The 19,478-nt window shown below is 71.2% G+C and carries 21 protein-coding genes and 2 pseudogenes; 21 read left to right on the forward strand and 2 right to left on the reverse strand.

Going from position 1 to position 19,478, the window contains the following annotated elements:
* The first annotated feature begins 2 nt into the window (after positions 1-2).
* Positions 3-350 (forward strand): annotated as a pseudogene (gene rplQ / locus VFI59_10960) (50S ribosomal protein L17).
* An 87-nt stretch (positions 351-437) separates the two neighbouring features.
* Here the strand turns inward: rplQ and VFI59_10965 are convergent.
* Positions 438-956 carry a hypothetical protein gene (locus VFI59_10965; GenBank protein HET6714216.1) on the reverse strand — a complete coding sequence of 173 codons (519 nt, stop codon included), beginning with the start codon at positions 954-956 and terminating at the stop codon, positions 438-440.
* 118 nt (positions 957-1,074) lie between these two features.
* Between VFI59_10965 and truA the strand changes: the two genes are divergently transcribed.
* The 4 genes and pseudogenes from truA to VFI59_10985 all read left to right on the forward strand — a co-directional run bounded on the left by truA (position 1,075) and on the right by VFI59_10985 (position 4,253).
* Positions 1,075-1,854 (forward strand): tRNA pseudouridine(38-40) synthase TruA, encoded by a 780-nt coding sequence (gene truA / locus VFI59_10970; protein HET6714217.1) that lies wholly within the window; start codon positions 1,075-1,077, stop codon positions 1,852-1,854.
* A 68-nt stretch (positions 1,855-1,922) separates the two neighbouring features.
* Positions 1,923-2,354: pseudogene (rplM, locus tag VFI59_10975) on the forward strand (50S ribosomal protein L13).
* Between the two features lie 250 nt (positions 2,355-2,604).
* A complete protein-coding gene (rpsI, locus tag VFI59_10980) occupies positions 2,605-3,003 on the forward strand; it encodes a 30S ribosomal protein S9 (protein ID HET6714218.1) in 399 nt (132 codons plus the stop codon).
* Positions 3,004-3,056: 53 nt separating this feature from the next.
* Positions 3,057-4,253, forward strand: a complete 1,197-nt coding sequence (locus tag VFI59_10985; GenBank protein ID HET6714219.1) for an RtcB family protein — start codon at positions 3,057-3,059, stop codon at positions 4,251-4,253.
* Positions 4,254-4,273: 20 nt separating this feature from the next.
* On the opposite strand, the gene VFI59_10990 is transcribed toward VFI59_10985, so the two are convergent.
* Entirely contained in the window at positions 4,274-4,528 is a 255-nt protein-coding gene (locus tag VFI59_10990; protein HET6714220.1) for a DUF2007 domain-containing protein, read from the reverse strand.
* A 141-nt stretch (positions 4,529-4,669) separates the two neighbouring features.
* On the opposite strand from VFI59_10990, the gene VFI59_10995 reads away from it, so the two are divergent.
* The 16 genes from VFI59_10995 to VFI59_11070 all read left to right on the forward strand — a co-directional run bounded on the left by VFI59_10995 (position 4,670) and on the right by VFI59_11070 (position 19,475).
* Positions 4,670-5,032, forward strand: coding sequence for a metalloregulator ArsR/SmtB family transcription factor (locus tag VFI59_10995; GenBank protein ID HET6714221.1), 363 nt, complete (start codon positions 4,670-4,672; stop codon positions 5,030-5,032).
* Positions 5,029-5,790 carry an arsenite methyltransferase gene (gene arsM, locus VFI59_11000; protein HET6714222.1) on the forward strand — a complete coding sequence of 254 codons (762 nt, stop codon included), beginning with the start codon at positions 5,029-5,031 and terminating at the stop codon, positions 5,788-5,790. Before VFI59_10995 ends, arsM begins: the two co-directional genes overlap by 4 nt.
* A gap of 9 nt (positions 5,791-5,799) precedes the next feature.
* Entirely contained in the window at positions 5,800-7,128 is a 1,329-nt protein-coding gene (gene glmM, locus VFI59_11005) for a phosphoglucosamine mutase (protein HET6714223.1), read from the forward strand.
* A 65-nt stretch (positions 7,129-7,193) separates the two neighbouring features.
* Entirely contained in the window at positions 7,194-9,023 is a 1,830-nt protein-coding gene (glmS, locus tag VFI59_11010; protein HET6714224.1) for a glutamine--fructose-6-phosphate transaminase (isomerizing), read from the forward strand.
* Between the two features lie 9 nt (positions 9,024-9,032).
* Complete coding sequence (locus VFI59_11015; protein ID HET6714225.1) at positions 9,033-10,397, forward strand: hypothetical protein; 1,365 nt, start codon at positions 9,033-9,035, stop codon at positions 10,395-10,397.
* A 171-nt stretch (positions 10,398-10,568) separates the two neighbouring features.
* A complete protein-coding gene (gene acpS, locus VFI59_11020) occupies positions 10,569-10,943 on the forward strand; it encodes a holo-ACP synthase (GenBank protein ID HET6714226.1) in 375 nt (124 codons plus the stop codon).
* Positions 10,944-10,967: 24 nt separating this feature from the next.
* On the forward strand, positions 10,968-12,491 hold the full coding sequence (locus VFI59_11025) for an NAD(P)H-hydrate dehydratase (GenBank protein ID HET6714227.1): 1,524 nt from the start codon (positions 10,968-10,970) through the stop codon (positions 12,489-12,491).
* On the forward strand, positions 12,488-13,609 hold the full coding sequence (gene alr / locus VFI59_11030) for an alanine racemase (GenBank protein ID HET6714228.1): 1,122 nt from the start codon (positions 12,488-12,490) through the stop codon (positions 13,607-13,609). Before VFI59_11025 ends, alr begins: the two co-directional genes overlap by 4 nt.
* Positions 13,606-14,670, forward strand: coding sequence for an alpha/beta hydrolase (locus VFI59_11035; GenBank protein HET6714229.1), 1,065 nt, complete (start codon positions 13,606-13,608; stop codon positions 14,668-14,670). The genes alr and VFI59_11035 overlap by 4 nt, the downstream gene beginning before the upstream one ends.
* A complete protein-coding gene (locus VFI59_11040) occupies positions 14,667-15,359 on the forward strand; it encodes a uracil-DNA glycosylase (GenBank protein HET6714230.1) in 693 nt (230 codons plus the stop codon). The genes VFI59_11035 and VFI59_11040 overlap by 4 nt, the downstream gene beginning before the upstream one ends.
* Before the next feature lie 3 nt (positions 15,360-15,362).
* Positions 15,363-15,857: a tRNA (adenosine(37)-N6)-threonylcarbamoyltransferase complex ATPase subunit type 1 TsaE gene (gene tsaE, locus VFI59_11045; GenBank protein ID HET6714231.1), complete on the forward strand. Its 495-nt coding sequence runs from the start codon at positions 15,363-15,365 to the stop codon at positions 15,855-15,857.
* Positions 15,854-16,555, forward strand: coding sequence for a tRNA (adenosine(37)-N6)-threonylcarbamoyltransferase complex dimerization subunit type 1 TsaB (gene tsaB / locus VFI59_11050; protein HET6714232.1), 702 nt, complete (start codon positions 15,854-15,856; stop codon positions 16,553-16,555). Before tsaE ends, tsaB begins: the two co-directional genes overlap by 4 nt.
* Before the next feature lie 16 nt (positions 16,556-16,571).
* On the forward strand, positions 16,572-17,066 hold the full coding sequence (gene rimI, locus VFI59_11055) for a ribosomal protein S18-alanine N-acetyltransferase (GenBank protein HET6714233.1): 495 nt from the start codon (positions 16,572-16,574) through the stop codon (positions 17,064-17,066).
* Entirely contained in the window at positions 17,063-18,070 is a 1,008-nt protein-coding gene (tsaD, locus tag VFI59_11060; protein ID HET6714234.1) for a tRNA (adenosine(37)-N6)-threonylcarbamoyltransferase complex transferase subunit TsaD, read from the forward strand. Before rimI ends, tsaD begins: the two co-directional genes overlap by 4 nt.
* The gene (locus VFI59_11065; protein HET6714235.1) at positions 18,067-19,011 is read left to right on the forward strand and encodes an NAD-dependent epimerase/dehydratase family protein; all 945 of its coding nucleotides are present in this window, start codon (positions 18,067-18,069) and stop codon (positions 19,009-19,011) included. Before tsaD ends, VFI59_11065 begins: the two co-directional genes overlap by 4 nt.
* Complete coding sequence (locus VFI59_11070) at positions 19,011-19,475, forward strand: ASCH domain-containing protein (GenBank protein HET6714236.1); 465 nt, start codon at positions 19,011-19,013, stop codon at positions 19,473-19,475. The genes VFI59_11065 and VFI59_11070 overlap by 1 nt, the downstream gene beginning before the upstream one ends.
* Positions 19,476-19,478 lie beyond the last annotated feature (3 nt).

The raw sequence follows: 19,478 nt of genomic DNA on the forward strand, positions 1-19,478 counted from the left end.
CGGTGCCCAAGCCCAAGAAGGGCCCTCGCCTCGGCTCGAACCCGGGCCATCAGCGCCTGCTGCTCTCCACGCTGGCGGCACAGCTCTTCACGCACGAGGCGATCGACACCACCGAGGCCAAGGCCAAGGCGCTCCGTCCCTACGCCGAGAAGCTGATCACGAAGGCGAAGAAGGGCGACCTGGCGGCCCGTCGCGACGTGCTCAAGGACATCCCCGATCGCGACGTCGTCGCGCGCCTGTTCCACGAGATCGGGCCGCGATTCGAGGACCGCAACGGCGGGTACACGCGCATCCTGAAGCTGGGCCCCCGCAAGGGCGACGCCGCCCCGATGGCGCGCATCGAGCTGGTGGAGCGCGGCGACTGACCGGCGTCTCTGGGTGACCGACGCTGCGATGAGGCCGGGGCATCGAGCCCCGGCCTCACGCGTTCCACCGATCTACTCGACGGTGAATCCCGTGCGCATGCCCTCGGCGTAGTGCGCCTCGAGCGTGCCGTCGGGCTCCTCCTGCAGGATGTTGCAGATGAGCACGTACGAGCCGGCCTCGAGATCGACCGTCAGCGTCGGCGTCTCGCCGACGGGGATGTCTTCGATCTCGTCGACGACCTCCATGCCCTCGCCGGTCTCCTCCACGGCCCCGTCCTTGTCGGTCGGAAGGTCGGTGGGCGCGAGATCGGTCATGATCACGACGAACTCGTGCACGTCGTCGGGCCCGTCGTTCGTGACGTCGAACGTCACGGACCCGGCCGGAACCGACGCCGGGTCGGCGGACACCGCGAACTCCTCCAACGTGACGGCGACCGTCGAGGCGCCGCCCTCGGTCGCGGTCTCGGTCGCGGTCGCGGTGTCGCCTCCGGTGTCGCCGTCCTCGTCGCCACCGCACGCCGGCAGCAGCACCAACGCCATCACCGCGACCGCCCCGACGGCGATCGCGCGTGGCACGTTCCTCGGACGCATGAGCCCCTCCCTCCGGTCCCGATGGGACCTCTCCGTTGGAGCCTCTGCCGGCCCGACGGCTCGCGCACGGGCCGTTCGACCCCTGCCGGCAGGGCCGCCTTGGACGATACTCCCGACGATGGATGAGCGGGTGATCCGGATGCTGCTGGCCTACGACGGCACCGGCTTCCGCGGGTGGGCGGCCCAGCGCGACCGCTCGATCAGGACGGTCGAGGGATGCCTCGTCGATGCGCTGACCCCGGTGCTGGGGGAAGCGGTGAGGCTCTCGGTGGCCGGGCGGACCGACGCAGGGGTCCACGCGCGCGGGCAGGTCGCATCGTTCCTCACCGCCTCGCCGCGTGCGACCCGCGCGATCCGCGACGCGGTCAACGGGCGACTCGCGCCGGAGGTCGTGGCGCTCTCGGTCGACGAGGCGGCCGACGGCTTCGACGCTCGGTTCTCCGCGACCGCCCGCGAGTACCGCTATCGCGTCGACGTCGGGCAGCTGCCCGACCCGTTCGCGGCCCGCTACGTCTGGCATCACCCGTGCACGCCCGACGTTCGCGGGATGCGGGCGGCGGCCCGTCACCTCGTGGGGGAGCGGGACTTCAGCTCGTTCTGCCGGCATCCCGGTCCGGGCAGGTCGACCGTGCGCCATCTGCAGCTGGTGAGGGTCACGCTGCGTGGCGACCGGCTCGAGGTCGGGTTCCGCGCGAACGCGTTCCTGCATCAGATGGTCCGCGCGCTCACCGGGATCCTCATCGCGGTCGGCGAGGGGAAGGTCGACCCCGACGCCGTGCCCGCGATCCTCGAGGCCCGGGACCGCGCTGCGGCCCGCCAGATCGCTCCGCCGAACGGCCTGACGCTCGAACGCGTCGTGTACGGGCGCCGTCGCTCGTCCGACGCCGCCGAGCTTTGACGCCCGCCTGATCACCCAGGTAGTCTGGTGCGTCGGCCGGGAGCCTTCCTGGCCGATCTCCACGTCCTATGAAGACCTACTCTCCGAAGCCTGAGCACATCGAGCGCCGCTGGTACGTCATCGACGCCAGCGACAAGGTGCTGGGGCGCGTCGCGTCCGAGGCCGCGGCACTGTTGCGCGGCAAGCACAAGCCGATCTTCGCGCCGCACATGGACACCGGCGATCATGTGATCATCGTGAACGCCGACAAGATCGTGCTCACGGGCGGCAAGGAGACGAAGAAGTTCGCCTACCGTCACTCGGGCTACCCGGGGGGCATCACCGCCACCCGCTACGACGAGCTGATGAGCACGCGGCCGGTGTTCGCCGTGGAGAAGGCCGTCAAGGGCATGCTGCCGAAGAACCGTCTCGGCCGGTCGATGATCCGCAAGCTGCACGTCGTGGGCGGAGCGGAGCACCCGCACGCCGCCCAGCAGCCGGTCGACTACACGCTCGGCCAGCCCCCGATGTGGGAAGGCCTGCCCACCCCGAAGCCCGTCACGGAGCTGAAGACCCGCCATCTGACGTCGGGCGACCGGGTCGAGGCGGACGAGCCGGCAGCCGAGGAGCCCGCTGCCGAGAAGGCGGCGGCCACGAAGAAGGCGTCGGCCAAACCTGCGGCCGAGAAGACCACCGCCAAGAAGACGACGGCGAAGAAGACCGCGAAGAAGCCGGCGAAGGAATCGGCCGACACCACCGAGGAGTGAGCACGTGGCAGCAGTGACCCCCGTGAAGATCAACACCGGCCGCCGCAAGGAGGCCGTGGCGCGGGTGCGCCTCGTGCCGGGCGCGGGCGAGTTCGACATCAACGGCCGCAGCCTCGAGGAGTATTTCCCGACCCGCGTGCATCGCATGGTGGCGGTGTCGCCGCTGCGCGTCTGCGGGCGCGAGAAGGACTACGACGTGATCGCGACGATCCGAGGCGGTGGCGTCAGCGGGCAGGCGGGTGCGATCCGTCTCGGCATCGCCCGCGCGCTGATCGAGCTCGATCCGGAGCTGCGCGGCCAGATGAAGGCCGAGGGCTACCTCACACGCGACGCCCGGGAGAAGGAACGTCGCAAGTACGGGCTCAAGAAGGCCCGCAAGGCGCCCCAGTACTCGAAGCGCTGATCCTCCGAGCGCTTCGGGCCTCACCCGGAGCAGACGCAAGGGCGGAGAGCGCGATGCCCCACGAGATCGCCCCCGGCGTGCTCAGCTGGGCGAGCGAGCTCGACGAGGCCACGCGCGAGCAGGCCGAACGCACCGCGCGGCTGCCGATCGTCGCGGGCCACATCGCCCTGATGCCCGACGCCCACCTCGGCATGGGCGCGACGATCGGGTCCGTGATCGCGACCGAGACCGCGGTGATCCCGTCGGCGGTCGGCGTCGACATCGGATGCGGCATGGCCGCCCGTCGGCTCGATCTGCGGATCGACCAGCTGCCCGACCGGGGCCTGGACGGGTGGGTGGATCGCATGCGACGCAGCGTGCCCGCGGGACTCGGACACTGGCACCGCGAGCCGTCCCCTGACGGGCTCGAGTGGTTCGCGGCACATGCGCCGCCCGAGTCCCTGACCCACCCCGACCGAGCGGCGGCTCAGCTCGGCACGTTGGGCTCGGGCAACCACTTCGTCGAGCTGGCGGTCGACGAGCAGGGCGCCGTCTGGATCCTGCTGCACTCCGGGTCGCGTGGGGGCGGGAATCAGCTCGCCACGCTGCACACGAAGGTCGCCCGGCGCCTGCACGAGGGACTCGGCACGAGGCTCGAGGATCCGGAGCTGGCCTGGCTCCAGCAGGGCACACCCGAGTTCGACACCTACATCCGCGATCTGGGGTGGTCCCAGCGCTACGCGCGTGAGAACCGACGGCAACTGCTCGTGGCCACCCATCGTGCGCTCGAGTCGGAGCTCGGGCGGGAGATCCATGCGACCGACGAGGTCAACTGCCACCACAACTACACCGAGCTCGAGGAGGTCGGAGCGCGGCGTTTGTGGATCACGCGCAAGGGTGCCATCCGCGCGGGCGTCGGCGACCGGGGTCTGGTGCCGGGCAGCATGGGGCAGCGTTCCTACGTCGTGCGGGGGCTCGGCAACGAGGCCTCGTACCGGTCGTCCGCGCACGGAGCCGGCCGCCGCATGAGTCGGACCAAGGCGCGCAAGGCGCTGTCGATCGAGTCGTTCGAAGCCCGCATGGCCGGGCGCTCCTGGCAGGCCTCCGACGCCGTGGCGCTGCTCGATGAGCACCCCGACGCGTACAAGCCGATCGACGTCGTGATGCGCGATCAGGCCGACCTCGTCGAGGTGGAACACGAGCTCGAGGGGCTGGCGAACTACAAGGGGGTCGAGGCGGCGCGGCGGGCGCGCCACGGCAGGCGGACGTAGCTCCCGAGGCCCGACCTGGCTCAGGTGGTGGGCTCGCCCGGCTCCTCGAAGTCCTCGTCGAGCGCGTAGGCACCCGAGTTCACCGCTGCCACGATCTCCCTCGCGGCCGATTCGTCTTCGGCCGGCACCCACACGTAGACGGGGCCCGCTCGGTACGGGCCCTCGCCTTCCCCCTTGAGCATCGCGGCGATGCCTTCCGCTTCCAGCCGGCCACGCATCATCTCGCCGGCCACCGTGTCTCCGCTCGCGAACACCTGGACGAGTCCTTCGTTCATGCGAGACATCCTCCCACGCAGCATCGGTCCCTACTCGGGCTCGAGCCGCTGGGGCAGAGATTGACGTTCGTCGATGGATATGACACCGTGGCGGCAAGCAAGGGATCGACAGATGTCGATGGATGAACGGAGGGATGGGCGATGACGGCGACGCAGATCGCGGTGATCGAGACGCCCGCCGAGTGCTGCGTGCCGATCGCCGCCGACGACATGACGTCGGACGAGGCCGCGACGATCGCCTCGCTCTTCAAGGCGCTGGGCGATCCGCACCGGGTGCGCATCGTGAACCTGCTCGCGACCGCGCGCGAGGCGGTGTGCGTGTGCGACCTGACCGACTTCCTGGGGCTCTCGCAGCCCACCGTCAGCCACCACATGCGGAAGCTGGTCGATGCCGGGCTGCTCACCAGGGAACAGCGCGGCGTGTGGGCCCACTACTCCCTGCGCCACGACGCGATCCGACGGCTCGGCGAGGTGCTGCGCTTCGAGGAAGGAGCGGAACGATGAACGATGTGCGCGACGAGGTGCGCGAGCGGTACGCGGCCGCGGCGAAGGTCGTGGCCACCGGCCGGGCGGCCGACGACAACGGACTCGACATCACGAGCTGCGCCGACGGATGCGCTCCCGAGGACGGTCTCGGCGTCGCCCTCTACGACGTGACCACCCGGGCCGACCTGCCCGAGGACGCCGTGCTCGCGAGCATGGGGTGCGGCAACCCGACCGTGGTCGCCGAGCTTCGTGAGGGTGAGACCGTGCTGGACCTGGGGTCCGGCGGCGGCATCGACGTGATGCTGTCGGCCAAGCGCGTCGGCCCGACCGGCAAGGCGTACGGCCTCGACATGACCGACGAGATGCTCGCGCTCGCGCGCGAGAACGCGCGGGAAGCGGGCGCCGAGAACGTCGAGTTCCTGCAAGGATTCATCGAGGAGATCCCGATGCCCGAGCAGAGCGTCGACGTGATCATCTCCAACTGCGTGATCAACCTCTCGACCGACAAGCCTCGTGTGGTCGACGAGATGTTCCGCGTGCTGGGGCCCGGCGGTCGTCTCGGCATCAGCGACGTCGTGGCCGACGATCACCTGACCCCCGCCGATCGGGCCGAGCGCGGCTCCTACGTGGGGTGCATCGCGGGAGCGCTCTCCTTCGCGGAGTACCACGCGGAGCTGCAGCGGGCGGGCTTCGAGGATATCGAGATCGTGGCCACGCACGAGCTCACCGACGGCATGCACGGGGCGATCGTGCGAGGCGTGAAGCCGCTGGGGTAGCCTCGCGCCGTGACGGAACGGCTGTTCGGCACGGACGGGGTCCGCGGTCTGGCGGGCACCGAGCTCACCGAGGACATCGCGTACCGCCTCGGGCGGGCCGGCGTGCTCGTGCTCGGCCGCCAGGTGGAAGGACGCCCCACGTTCGTCGTCGGACGTGACCCGCGCGCCTCCGGGGAATGGCTCGAGGACGCGCTCGTCGAGGGCATCCGTGAGGGCGGTGGCGACGCGTTCATCGCCGGCATCGAGCCCACGCCGGCGATCGCGTTCCTCACGACCGACCTGGGGGCGACGAGCGGCGTGGTCATCTCCGCCTCGCACAACCCGCCCGAGTACAACGGCATCAAGTTCTTCGACGCGACCGGCTCGAAGCTGCCCGACGACGTCGAGGACGAGATCGAGGGCGCGATGGACGACCTCGGCGCCGCGCCGGATCGCCGAGGTGACACCCGGGCCGTGGGCGACGGGCGCGAGCGCTACCTCACCCACCTCGTCGACGCCGCAGAGGCGCGGCTCGACGGCATGCGGATCGCGATCGACTGTGCGAACGGCTCGGCGTCGGAGGTCGCCCCCGCGCTGCTGCGACGCCTCGGCGCCGAGGTCCACGCGATCAACGCCGAGCCCGACGGGAAGAACATCAACGACGGGTGCGGCGCGCTGTATCCCGAGGTGGTGGCCCAGGAGGTCGTGCGGGTGCGTGCCGACGCCGGCGTCTCCCACGACGGCGACGCCGACCGGGCCCTCTTCGCCGACGCGGAGGGCGCGATCGTCGACGGCGATCAGGTGCTGGCGGCGACGGCGATCGCGCTGCTTGACGCGGGACGGCTGCGCGGGAACACGGTCGTGACGACCGTGATGGCGAACCTCGGCTTCCACCACGCGATGCGCGAGGCGGGCATCGACGTCGTCTCGTCGAGGGTGGGCGACCGCTACGTGCTCGAGGACATGGTGCGCACGGGCGCGGTGCTCGGCGGCGAGCAATCGGGGCACGTGATCTTCCGCGACCGTGCCAGCACGGGCGACGGCCTGCTCACCGCGGTGCGCTTCCTCTCGCTCGCGGCCGCGACCGGACGCACGGTCCGAGAGCTCGCGTCCGTGATGCGGCGCTACCCGCAGCGCATGATCAACGTCGACGTGGCCGACCGCTCGGTCGCCCAGGCCGACGACGTGCGTCGGGCGGTCGCCGAGGCGGAGGCGTCGCTCGGTCTCGAGGGGCGGGTGCTCGTGCGCGCCTCGGGGACCGAGCCGCTCGTGCGCGTGATGGTCGAGGCCGAGACCGAGGACCTCGCGACCGAGCACGCCGACCGCATCGCCGACGTCGTGCGGGCGGCCTCGGGCTGACGCCGTCCTTCGCTCGGAGGCGCCGTCGAGGTCGGATACCCGGCCCCTGCTAGGGTTGGACCCTGATGTGCGGCATCGTGGGCTACGTGGGGCCCGACGAGGCCCTTCCGATCGTCCTCGAAGGTCTCCGGCGCCTCGAATACCGTGGGTACGACTCGGCGGGCGTCGCCGTGCTCGACGGCGGGCTCCGGGTCGTCAAGCGCGCCGGGAAGCTGGCCGAACTCGAGGGTGCGCTCGACGTCGAGGGCAGTCCCGCCGGGGCGGTCGGCATGGGGCACACGCGCTGGGCCACCCACGGGGCGCCGACGGATCGCAACGCCCACCCCCACCTCGACTGTGCCGGGCGGATCGCGGTGATCCACAACGGCATCGTCGAGAACTTCCAGGTGCTGCGCGACCGCCTCGAGAAGGAGGGCCACACCCTCGTCTCGGAGACCGATACCGAGTGCGTCGCGCACCTCGTGGAGGAGAAGCTGCGAGACGGGCGGTCGCTGCCCGATGCGGTGCGTGGGGCGGTACGCGAGCTCGAGGGGGCGTACTCGCTCGTCGTCTGCTCGCTCGAGGAGCCCGACGTGCTCGTCGGCGTCAAGGTGTCGTCGCCGCTGATCGTCGGGGTGGGTGACGGCGAGACGATGCTCGCATCGGACATCCCCGCCGTGCTGGACAGGACGTCGTCCGTGATCCCCCTCGACGAGGGCATGGTCGTCGAGGTGCGTCGCGACGGCCCCTCATTCACCGATCTCGAGGGCTCGCCGCTGCATCCCCAGCCGATCACCGTCGACTGGGACGTCGCCCGCGCGCAGAAGAGCGGGTACGAGACGTTCATGCGCAAGGAGATCGACGAGCAACCGTCGGCGATCCGCGACACGCTGGTCGGGCGCACGGTGGGTGAGCGGCTGGTGCTCGACGAGCTGCACGTGTCGGACGACGTCCTCCGCGAGGTGAGCAAGGTGTTCGTGGTCGCGTGCGGCACGGCGTTCCACTCGGGACTCGTGGCGAAGTACGCGATCGAGCACTGGGCGCGCCTGCCGGTCGAGATCGAGATCGCGAGCGAGTTCCGCTACCGAGACCCGGTGCTCGGGCCCGACACGCTGACGCTCGCGGTCTCGCAATCGGGTGAGACGATCGACACGCTGGAGGCCGCTCGCCATGCCCGTCGCCAGGGCTCACATGTGATCGCGGTGACGAACACGGTGGGCTCCTCCCTGGCCCGTGAGGCCGACGGCGTGCTCTACACGCACGCCGGACCCGAGATCGGGGTCGCGGCCACGAAGACGTTCGCGACGCAGATGGTCTCCCAGTACCTCGTCGCCCTCTATCTCGCGCAGGTGCGCGGCACGAAGTTCCCCGAGGAGATCGCCGAGGTGCTGGCCGAGCTCGACGGGTTGCCCGCCAAGGTGGAACGCGCGATCGCGCTCGACGACCAGGTGCGGTCGATCGCGGAGCGCTACCGTGACGCTCGTGACGTGCTGTTCATCGGGCGGCACACCGGGTATCCGGCGGCGCTCGAAGGGGCCCTCAAGCTCAAGGAGCTGAGCTACGTGCACGCCGAGGGCCACCCCGCCGGCGAGCTGAAACACGGTCCGATCGCGCTGATCGAGGACGGCGTGCCGGTCGTGGCCGTCGCCACCCAGTGCCACGTGTACCCGAAGATGCTCTCGAACATCCAGGAGGTGCGCGCACGTGGCGCTCGCGTGATCGCGGTCGCCACCGAGGGTGACCTGGAGGTGGGTGCGCTCGCCGACCACGTGCTCGAGGTTCCCGCGACCCCGGAGCTGATCTCGCCGGTGGTCGTCACCGTGCCGATGCAGCTGCTCGCCTACCACGTGGCCACCCTGCGCGGCTGCGACGTCGACCAACCACGGAACCTCGCCAAGAGCGTCACGGTCGAGTAGCGTCGCGGCATGGACCGGGTGATGATCCGTCGTCGCCCTGCGCTCAGGACCGCCGTCGCGCTGGTCGTCACGCTCTCCGTCTTCGTCTTCGCCGACGGACCGGCGCACGCGTGTTCGTGCGCGATCGGTGATCCGCGCGACGCCTTGCACGCGTCCGACGCGGCCTTCGTCGGATCGCTGACGTCCAAGCAGGACATCAGCGATCAGAAGGCGATCTACACGTTCTCGGTGGAGACATCCGTCAAGGGCGACCTCGGTGCATCGGTCGACGTCGAGTCGGCCGCGTACGGGGCGGCGTGCGGGTTCGAGGTTCCGACGGGCAAGCGCATCGGCATCCTGCTGCGCCTGCAGGGTGACGGTGATTGGACGGGCGGCCTCTGCACCCAGATCGACCCCGACGTGCTGATCGCCGCAGCGCAGCCGCTGCCGGTCCCGGACGGCGACGGGCCGATCAGGATGATCGTCGGTGGGAACTTCGGGGAGGCTCGGATCCTCGCGCTCGACGAGCAGGGCCGGACCCTCGGGTACGGGTACGGCGAGGGCGACGTGCTCGCGGTGTCGATGTGCCCCGGCATGGAGCGATTCGTGGAAGCCGTCTCGCACGACGGCATCGGGTTCCTCGGGGTTCGTGAGACCGCGACGCTCGACGTCGTCCGCGAGGTTCCGTTGATCACGGGGCGCTTCCCCAGCATCGATCAGGTGGCGTGCCTCTCGGAGGACGGGGCCGTGCTCGGAGCGGTCACGATCCGGCGCGGTGAGACGGCGGTCCACGTCGTTCGCGGTGACCGCGATCGGGTCGCCTTCGAGGCGGGTCGTGCCCGAGCCTGGTTCCAGCGCAAGCGCGCATACGCCGTGGTCGCATCCTCGCTCGTGCGTGTCGCCCTGTGGGGCGGCGATGACCGCGTCGTCGCCGCCGTTCCCTCGGGACTGTCGGCGCTCTCGGTGAGCCGCGACGAGCGGCACGTGGGTGGCGTGCGGTACGGAGGCTCACGTTCCGGGCATCCGCCGAGCGAGGTGGTCGTCGTGCGCGCCGACGACGGTGCGGCCCGGAGATTCTCGCTCCGCGGGTGGAACGATGGCGGCGACGTGCACTGGGTGGACAATCGCACCCTCGCGTACCTGCCGGGCGGTGGCGACGACGATCGGGCCCACGTGCTGCAGCTTCCCCGCCTCGAGCGGGTCGGCGGGTTCCGTGGTTGGTACACGGGGACGTCGTTCGTCCGCAACGGCTGCGCCGGCGGCGTGGGCTGGGGCACGATGTTCGCCGCGTGCCTGCCCGATGGGCCGGTCCGGACCCGAGCCCTCCTCGGGCCCGAGACGTTCGCCGCGACCCCGGTGTCGGGCCATGTCACGGTGGCGTCCGGCGGACCGTGAGTCTCAGGGAGTCGCGGCGGGGCTCGCATCGGAGTAGCGTGCCCTCATGACCATCATCGCTGCGGGCACACTGTTCATGCTCGGCATCGTCTTCATGGTGGGGTTGGCGATCGCCGCGGTGATCGCGTTGATCCGCATGAAGTGACCCTGGGCGGCCTCTAAGCTGGGCCCGTGGAGATCGTCGGGCTCGGCGTCGACATCTGTGAGATCGCTCGTATGGAGCGAGCCCTCTCGCGTCACCCGACGATGCGCGGCCGCGTCTTCACCCCCGCCGAGATCGCCTACTGCGATTCCAAGGCCCGGCCCGCGGAATCCTACGCCGGCCGGTTCGCCGCCAGGGAGGCCACGATCAAGGCGCTCGGCGGTTACCGCGGGAAGCGGTGGCAGGACATCAGCGTCGGGCGGGCGCCGTCGGGCGCCCCGTCGATCGTGCTCGACGGTCAGGCGAAGGCCCGGGCGGACATCCTCGGCATCACGCAGGTGCTCGTCACGTTCACCCATGAGAAGACGAACGCGGTGGCGTTCGCGATCGCCGTGCGCTCATGAGGTCGTGCCGCTCGTGAGGGATCGATGAAGCCGGTCCTCACCCCCCAGGAGGCCAGCGAGCTCGATCGCGCGACACAGGATCGCGGCGTGTCCGCCGCCGATCTGATGGAGCGGGCCGGACGCGCGGTCGCCCGCGCCGCCGTCGAGGTGGCCGGTGGCGTCTACGGCCGCCGCGCCCTCGTCCTGTGCGGGAAGGGCAACAACGGTGGCGACGGGTTCGTCGCTGCGCGACACCTCGCCCGAAAGGGCATGCGCGTCGAGGTCGTCACGGTGGATGCGGCCGCAGCCGCGTCCGGGGCTGCGGGCGCCAACCGCGCCCGCCTCGGCGAGCAGGATCTCGCGACGATCGATTGGACACCGTCGCGCGTCGGGCGTGCGCTCGCGCGCGCCGACGTCGCGGTCGACGCGCTCTTCGGCACGGGGTTCCACGGAACGCCGGAAGGCTCGTGGCGCGAAGCGATCGACGCGCTCAACGCCGCGCCGACGCCCGTGGTCGCCGTCGACATCCCCTCCGGGGTCGACGGTCGCACCGGGGGCGTCGAGGGCTCGGCCGTCTGGGCGGCGCTCACGGTCGCGTTCGGCGCGGTCAAGACGGGCTCGGTCCTGCTGCCCGGAGCCGGACGCTCGGGCACGGTACGCGTGGTGGACATCGGGTTCCCCGACGACCTGGTGAGCCCCTCGATCGGCCTGGTCGAGCCGGCCGACGTGGCCGCGGTGCTGCCGTCGCGTTCCATGGAGGGCCACAAGCGCAGCTCCGGCGTGGTGCTCGTGGTCGCCGGGTCCCGACGCATGACGGGCGCTCCCGCCTTGATCGCGCGGGCCGCGGCCCGCGGCGGCGCCGGTCTCGTGATCGTGGCCGCACCGCGAGACGCCGTGCCCGCCGTCCAGGCACACGCGACCGAGGCGGTGTTCCTGCCGCTCGCGCAGACCGAACGTGGAACCGTCGCCCTGGCAGCGCTCGACGCCCTGCTCGACGCGGCACGAGACGCCGACGCGGTGGCGATCGGACCCGGTCTGACCACCGACGACGAGACGGCTCGCCTCGTTCGAGCCCTGGTCGGTCGGTGCCCGACGCCGATGGTGGTGGACGCCGACGGGCTGAACGCCTTCCGAGGCGGGATCGATACGCTTCGGCGCCGTGACGCCGAGGCCGTGCTGACGCCCCACGACGGAGAGTTCGACCGGCTCATGGGGCGATCGGTGACCGAGACGGGCAGCCGGATCGACGCCGCCCGTGCGCTCGCGGAGGCGTCGGACGCCGTCGCGCTCCTGAAGGGCACGAGGACCGTGATCGCGCCGACCCGAGGTCTGGTGCGTGTGAATCCGACGGGCACGCCGGTGCTGGCCACGGCCGGCACGGGGGACGTGCTGACCGGCATCGTCGGTGGCCTGCTCGCGCGGGGGGCGGGAACGGTCGATGCGGCGACGGCCGGGGCGTACCTGCACGGGGTGGCCGGACGCATCGCCGGCCGGCGCTCGGGCGAGGGCACGCTCGCGGGCGACGTGGTCGAGCGCATCCCCGACGCGTTCTCGGCGGTCCAGCGATGACCCGGCTCCGCCCGACGTGGGTCGAGGTCGACCTCGCGGCGATCGCTCACAACGTGCGCGCGCTCACGTTCCCGGGCGCGGAGGTGATGGCCCTCGTGAAGGCCGACGGGTACGGGCACGGCGATGTGGCGGTCGCTCGCGCGGCGCTGGGTGCGGGCGCCACATGGCTCGGCGTGGCGCTCGTCGAGGAGGGCCTCGGCCTGCGCGCGGCCGGCATCGACGCCCCGATCCTGGTGCTGTCGGAGTGCCCGCCCGGCTCGGAGGTCGCGGCCGTCGCCGCCTCCCTCACGCCCACGGTGTGCTCGTCGGACGGCCTCGATCGCCTCGCGGCGGCGGCCTCGTCGGTGCGGCCGACCGTGCGCGTGCACGTCAAGGTCGACACCGGCATGCATCGGGCGGGCCTCTGGCCGCCCGAGGGCGCCGCGGGGTTCGTGGATCGCGTGATCGCGACGGGGCTCGAGCTCGACGGCTTGTGGACGCACCTTGCCTGCGCCGATACGGATGAGATGACGACCCGACGGCAGCTCGGTCTGTTCGCCGAGGTGGTGGAGCGCGTGCGTGCGGCGGGCCACCGGCCCAGGATCGTGCACGCCGCCAACACCGCCGGCGCGGTCCGGTTCCCGAGCGCTCGGTTCGATCTCGTGCGTGCGGGCATCGGTCTGTACGGCCTCGAGCCGGCCCCGGGTGTCGGCGACGATCTCGGCCTGCGGCCCGCGTTGACGTGGCGCTCCGCGGTGGCCCTCGTGAAGCGATTGCCGGCCGGCAGCCGCGTCTCCTACGGGCACCGGTACGAGCTGGCCGAGGACGCGTGGGTGGCGACCGTGCCGGTGGGGTACGCCGACGGCTACCCTCGCATGCTGTCGTCGCGTGCCGACGTGCTGATCGGCGGGCGTCGGTGTCGTGTCGCCGGGAGCGTGACGATGGATCAACTGATCGTGGACTGCGGAGACGCCGAGCCGGCCCTCGGTGACGAGGTCGTGCTGCTCGGGCACCAGGGCTCGCAGGCCGTGACCGCATGGGAGCTGGCCGGCCTCGCGGACACGATCGCCTACGAGATCGTCGCTCGGATCGGAGCGCGGGTACCGCGGCGTACGACGAACGGGGGGGCGGTGCCATGACCAGGAGGCGCACGGCCTTGATCGCCGGGGGTGTCGCCGCGGGAGCGATCGCGGCGGGCGCCGTCGGACGGACCGTGCTTCGACGACGCACCGAGCACGAGCTCGAGGCGCCGCTGTGGGACCTGCCGCCCGACGACCTCGGCCCCGTGCGCTCGTTCGACGGCACGCAGCTCGCCGTGCGAGCGGCGGGCGACCCGTCATCTCCGCTGCTCCTCTTCGTGCACGGATTCAGCCTCGACATGACCACCTGGCGGGAGCAATGGGTGGACCTGTCCGTGGACCACCGGTGCGTGCTGATGGACCAGCGAGGCCACGGGGCGAGCGAGCACCCCGCGGACGACGATCTGTCGGTGCGCTCGATGGGCCGCGACATCGCCGCGGTGCTCGAGGCCGTGGCGCCCGATCGGCGGGTCGTGATCGTGGGCCACAGCATGGGCGCGATCGCGACGCTCGCGATGGCGGAGGTCCGCCCCGACCTGATGGCGACCTCGGTGGCCGGGATCGTGCTCGTCGGCACGTCGGCGTCCGAGCTCGTCCGTGGTGCGATGGGCTCGATCACGGATCTCGTGCGTCCGCGTCTGGGTTCCCTGCGATCGGCCGCCGAGCGCGTCGACCGCCTCCGCAAGGCGGTCCTCGCGAGCCCGACCGACCTGCGCGGCGCCGTCGTGCGCCTCACGCAGTTCGGACCCGACGCGCCCCGCCACGTGGTGGAGCACGTCGTGCACCTCGCGGAACGAGCCTCATCGGAGGTGTGGACCGACGGCCTCGCCGGGTTGCTCGAGACCGATCTGCGACATGTGCTGCCGCGCGTGCGGATGCCCGCCTTGGTCGTGGTGGGCGAGCACGACCGGGTCACGCCTCCTTCGAGCGGCATCGAGCTCGCCGCAGCGCTTCCCGACGGGCGGTTCGTGTTGCTCGATGGGGCTGGCCACATCGCGATGATGGAGCGACCGGTCGAGCTCGACCGGGAGATCCGCGCCTTCGCCCGGGCGGTGCTCACCGGGGCTCACGCCCCGCGGCCTCGGCGGCGACGGGCCTCGAAGGAGCGCGGCGGCTCATGACGCGCCCGCTCGCAGACGTCGCCGCCGAGGCCGCGGGATGCACCAGGTGTCGGCTCGCCCAGGGTCGCACCCAGGTCGTCTTCGGCGTCGGCGACCCCGGCGCCGACCTCATGTTCATCGGGGAGGGGCCGGGCTTCCACGAGGACAAGCAGGGCGAGCCGTTCGTCGGCGCCGCGGGCCAGCTCCTGAACCGCATGCTGGGGGAGATCGGGCTGACGCGCGAACAGGTCTACATCGGGAACGTCGTGAAGTGCCGGCCCCCCGGGAACCGCGATCCGCAGCCCGACGAGATCGAGGCGTGCACGCCGTGGTTGGTCGAGCAGATCTCCCTGATCCAGCCGCGCGTCGTCGTGACCCTCGGCAACTTCGCCACGAAGTACGTGCTGAACACCGCGACCGGCATCACGCGCCTGCGAGGGCAGGTCCACGACTGGCACGGGCGCACCGTGATCCCGACGTTCCACCCGGCCGCGATCCTTCACGGTGGCGGCGAGAAGTCGCGTCAGTTCCAGCTGTTGCTCGAGGACTTCCGTCTGGTGCGCGACACGCTGGACGCGATGTCGCGATCCGATCCGGACCTCGATCGTGACGATGCGCCTGCGGCTGCGAAGGCGACCCCGCCGGGCGTGATCGCGCTTCCCGACAGCGAGGAACCGGCCGCCGACACCTCCCAGTTGGAGCTGTTCTGACCGATGCGCGTCGACGTGCGGACCTCCTCGGCGGACGAGACCCGCGACGTGGGTGAGGCGATCGCCTCGATGCTGCGTGCGCGCGACGCCGTGGTGCTCACGGGCGAGCTCGGGGCGGGCAAGACGACGTTCGTCCAGGGCGTCGCGCGGGGACTGGGCATCGAGGAGCCGGTGTCGTCCCCGACGTTCACCCTCGTGAAGGAGTACTCGGGCAACCTCGATCTGGCCCATGTCGACGTCTACCGTCTCGACCGCATCCAGGACGTGATGGACCTCGGTCTGGACGAGATCGGGGACGGCGAGGACGTGCTGCTGGTGGAGTGGGGCGACACGATCGAGGAGCTGCTCCCCGACGAGCGGCTCCGCGTTGAGCTCATGACCGACGAGGGCGGGGGCGACGATGTCCGCTCGCTCGTGATCACGGCGACGGGGGCGGGGTGGGCCGAGCGGTTCTCGGCGGTCGAGGCCGCCGTGACGCCCTGGGTGGTCGCGCCATGATCGTCGTGGGGATCGAGACGAGCACCCCGCAGACGTCGGTGGCGATCGGCACCGAGAACGAGATCCTCGCGAAGGCGAGCGTGGCCGGCGCCGCCCGGCAGGAATCCGTCACGCCTCTCTTGCAGCAGCTGCTCCGTGGGTGCGACCTGACGCTCGACCAGGTGGGCGGGATCGCGGTGGGCGTCGGGCCCGGCCTGTTCACGGGGCTCCGGGTGGGCGTCGAGACCGCCAAGACCCTCGCGCAGGTGGCCGGCGTGCCGATCGTGGGCCTGACCAGCCTCGACGCGCTCGCCTATGCGGTGCGCTACTCGTCCCGGCGCATCGCCGCCGTGATCGATGCCCGCCGGGGCGAGGTCTTCTCCGCGATCTACCGGGCCGTTCCGGGCGGCGTCGTGCGCGAGCGTGGCTACGAGGTGCACCCGCCGGACCGCCTCGTGGCGGAGCTCCAGGCGCAGCCGGACGAGGTGCTGGCGGTCGGCAACGGTGCGATGCTGTACCGACATGTCCTCGAGGAGATCGGAAGCCGGATCGAGTTCGCGTCGTCGATCGCCGCGCACCCCGACGCCGCCGCCCTGGTCGAACTCGCCGTGCCAAGGCTCCTTCGAGAGGAGCACGACCGCCTGTTCGACGTCGTCCCCCTGTACCTGAGGAAGTCCGATGCTGAGATCGCGTGGGATCGGCGAGCACGGGGCATCTAGGATCGAGGTCGGGCGCATGCGCAGGCGTCACCTGCGCGGCGTCATGGCGATCGAGCGCCAGGTCTACGCGCGTCCCTGGAGCCCCAATCTCTTCGTGGCGGAGATGACCGAGCCCAACAACCGCTGCTACCTCGTCGCTCGAGTCGACAAGGCCGTCGTCGGCTACGGCGGGCTGATCTGCTACGGCGACGAGGCCCACGTGACGAACATCGCCGTCGACCCGCAGCGCCACCGCCTCGGCATCGGCACGAGGCTGCTGCACGAGCTCGTGACCCAGGCGATCGAGATGGACGGGCACGCCGTCTCCCTCGAGGTGCGGGTGACGAACTGGGGGGCCCAGCGCCTTTACGGCCGGTTCGGATTCCGGCCGGTCGGGATCCGTCGGAACTACTACCAGGAGCTCCACGAGGACGCCCTGATCATGTGGACCGACGACATCCGCACGGAGTCCTACGCGATGCGTCTGGCGGCGATCGCCTCGTCGATGCCGGATCCGGTGCGCAACACGTGATCACGCTCGGCATCGAGACGTCCTGCGACGAGACCGCCGTCGCGGTGGTGGAGGACGGGTTCGAGCTGCGCGCGAACCTGATCGCGTCGCAGGTGCATCTGCACGAGCGGTTCGGCGGGGTCGTGCCCGAGGTCGCAGCGCGGGCGCACGTCGAGGCCCTGAACCCGCTGCTCGAGGAGGCGCTGGCGGTCGCGGGCATCGGGTTCGGCGAGATCGATGCCGTGGCCGTCACCACCGGGCCGGGCCTCGTCGGCGCCCTGTTGGTGGGCATGGCCGGCGCCAAGGCGGTGTCGCTCGCGACCGGCGCCGACCTCGTCGGGGTGAACCATCTCGAGGGCCACTACTGGGCGAACTTCCTCGAGCACGGACGGCCCGAGCCCCCGTACGTCGCGCTGATCGTGAGCGGCGGACACACGATGCTCGTGCACGTGCCCGAGATGTTCCACCACGTTGTGCTCGGCCAGACGCTCGACGACGCGGCGGGGGAGGCGTTCGACAAGGTCGCTCGACTGATCGGGCTCGGGTTCCCGGGCGGCCCCGCCCTCGATGCGATGGCGCGACAGGGCGATCCCCACGCGATCAAGTTCCCGAGGGCGATGGAGGACTCGGGCGACTACGACTTCTCGTTGAGCGGCCTGAAGACCGCGGTCCTGCGGCACGTCAAGGCAGTCAGGGCCGCCGGTCAGGACCTGCATCTGCCCGACCTGGCGGCGAGCTTCCAGGAGGCGATCGTCGACGTGCAGGTGACGAAGACGATCGCCGCGGCGAAGGACGTCCGGGCCCCGAGCGTGCTCCTCGGCGGCGGCGTCGTGGCCAACACCCGGCTGCGCGGGCGACTCGCGACGGCCGGTGAGCAGGAGGGGCTCGAGGTGCTCTTCCCGTCGATGCCGCTGTGCACCGACAACGCGGCGATGATCGCCTGTCTGGGGGCCGCGAGATGGGCTCGCGGGGAGCGAACCTCACTCGACATCGCGGCCGATCCGCAACTAAGGTTGACCGCGTGAGCACCGTCCTGGTGACCGGGGGCGCCGGGTTCATCGGCTCGCACCTCGCCGATCGTCTGCTGGCCGAGGGCCACCGCGTGATCAGCGTCGACGACCTCTCCACCGGCCGCATCGCCAACCTCGTCGACGCGCGCGGGTACGGCAAGGAGTTCACGTTCTTCAACATGGACGTGCGGGCCGATGGCCTGCTGCCCCTGTTCGAGCGGCACCGGCCGGAGGTGGTCTTCCACCTCGCCGCGCAGTCGGGAGTTCGCCCCTCGCTTGACGACCCCACGCTCGACGCGTCGATCAACGTGATGGGCACGCTGAACGTGCTGGAGTGTGCCGCGAAGGCCGAGACGCGCAAGGTCGTCTACGCGGCGAGCGGCGGCACGATCTACGGTGAGCCGCGCCGCCTGCCGGCGAAGGAGACCAGCGCCCAGGGCTCGCACCCGCTCAGTCCCTACGCGATCTCGAAGAAGGTCGTGCTCGACTACCTCGGCTTCTACCAGCGATATCGGGGACTCGAGCACACGGCGCTCGCCCTCGGCAACGTCTACGGGCCGCGCCAGGATCCCCACGGGGAAGCCGGCGTGGTGGCGATCTTCGCGTCGAGGATGCTCGCCGGCGAGCCGGTCACGATCTTCGGCGACGGCAACCAGACGCGCGACTACGTCTTCATCGACGACGTCGTGCATGCGTTCGTACAGGCCGCGGACCGCGGTCCGGGCAAGCTCGTGAACATCGGCACGGGACTCGAGACCAGCGTGAACCACGTCTATCGTCAGCTCGCCGAGATCGTCGGGTACGAGCGGGAGCCCGAGTTCGGGCCTCTCCCGTCGGGGGAGCTCCGCCGCATCGCGCTCGACATACGCTCGGCCGCGAACGCGATCGCATGGAAGCCTTGGACCCATCTCGAGGACGGACTGGCCGAGACCGTGGCGTTCCTGAAGGGGGTCTGATGGCGGCCGGGGGTCCTGCCGTCGAGGCGTTCTGGGGGTCGTTCGCCGACGCCACCGGCGTCGACGCGCCGTACGAGGCATGGGCGTTCGGCGGCGACGAGACCCCCGAGCTCGCGACCGAGCTCGGGCTGCTCGTGCGCGATGGCCCGAAGCGCGCGACGACCGCACGCCTGGACTCGTTCGATGCCGAGGGCGAGCCGCTGCCGGTGGTCGGGGGATACAGCGTGATCCTCGACGGGGCCGGGCAGCCCGTCTGCATCATCCGCACCACGCAGGTCGACACGATGCCGTTCGGCGAGGTCGAGGAGGAGTTCGCCTGGGTCGAAGGCGAAGGGGATCGGTCGTTGGCGTACTGGCGCGCCGCACACGAGCGGTTCTTCGCGAGCGAAGGCGCGCCGATCGCCGACGACGACCTCGTGGTGCTCGAACGGTTCGAGCTCGTCTGGCCGGCGTCAGCCGACTGAGCT

This window comes from Actinomycetota bacterium, assembly GCA_035697485.1.
GTDB lineage: Bacteria > Actinomycetota > UBA4738 > UBA4738 > HRBIN12 > JAOUEA01.

Excerpts from the sequence above, each read along its gene's own strand:
- alr (HET6714228.1), top strand. The coding sequence starts at position 12,488 with ATGACCCGGCTCCGCCCGACGTGGGTCGAGGTCGACCTCGCGGCGATC.
- VFI59_11040 (HET6714230.1), top strand. The coding sequence starts at position 14,667 with ATGACGCGCCCGCTCGCAGACGTCGCCGCCGAGGCCGCGGGATGCACC.
- truA (HET6714217.1), top strand. The coding sequence starts at position 1,075 with ATGGATGAGCGGGTGATCCGGATGCTGCTGGCCTACGACGGCACCGGC.
- rimI (HET6714233.1), top strand. The coding sequence starts at position 16,572 with ATGCGCAGGCGTCACCTGCGCGGCGTCATGGCGATCGAGCGCCAGGTC.
- VFI59_10990 (HET6714220.1), bottom strand. The coding sequence starts at position 4,528 with ATGAACGAAGGACTCGTCCAGGTGTTCGCGAGCGGAGACACGGTGGCC.
- VFI59_11015 (HET6714225.1), top strand. The coding sequence starts at position 9,033 with ATGGACCGGGTGATGATCCGTCGTCGCCCTGCGCTCAGGACCGCCGTC.
- VFI59_10985 (HET6714219.1), top strand. The coding sequence starts at position 3,057 with ATGCCCCACGAGATCGCCCCCGGCGTGCTCAGCTGGGCGAGCGAGCTC.
- VFI59_10965 (HET6714216.1), bottom strand. The coding sequence starts at position 956 with ATGCGTCCGAGGAACGTGCCACGCGCGATCGCCGTCGGGGCGGTCGCG.
- VFI59_11025 (HET6714227.1), top strand. The coding sequence starts at position 10,968 with ATGAAGCCGGTCCTCACCCCCCAGGAGGCCAGCGAGCTCGATCGCGCG.
- tsaB (HET6714232.1), top strand. The coding sequence starts at position 15,854 with ATGATCGTCGTGGGGATCGAGACGAGCACCCCGCAGACGTCGGTGGCG.
- arsM (HET6714222.1), top strand. The coding sequence starts at position 5,029 with ATGAACGATGTGCGCGACGAGGTGCGCGAGCGGTACGCGGCCGCGGCG.
- glmS (HET6714224.1), top strand. The coding sequence starts at position 7,194 with ATGTGCGGCATCGTGGGCTACGTGGGGCCCGACGAGGCCCTTCCGATC.
- tsaE (HET6714231.1), top strand. The coding sequence starts at position 15,363 with ATGCGCGTCGACGTGCGGACCTCCTCGGCGGACGAGACCCGCGACGTG.
- VFI59_10995 (HET6714221.1), top strand. The coding sequence starts at position 4,670 with ATGACGGCGACGCAGATCGCGGTGATCGAGACGCCCGCCGAGTGCTGC.
- VFI59_11035 (HET6714229.1), top strand. The coding sequence starts at position 13,606 with ATGACCAGGAGGCGCACGGCCTTGATCGCCGGGGGTGTCGCCGCGGGA.
- VFI59_11070 (HET6714236.1), top strand. The coding sequence starts at position 19,011 with ATGGCGGCCGGGGGTCCTGCCGTCGAGGCGTTCTGGGGGTCGTTCGCC.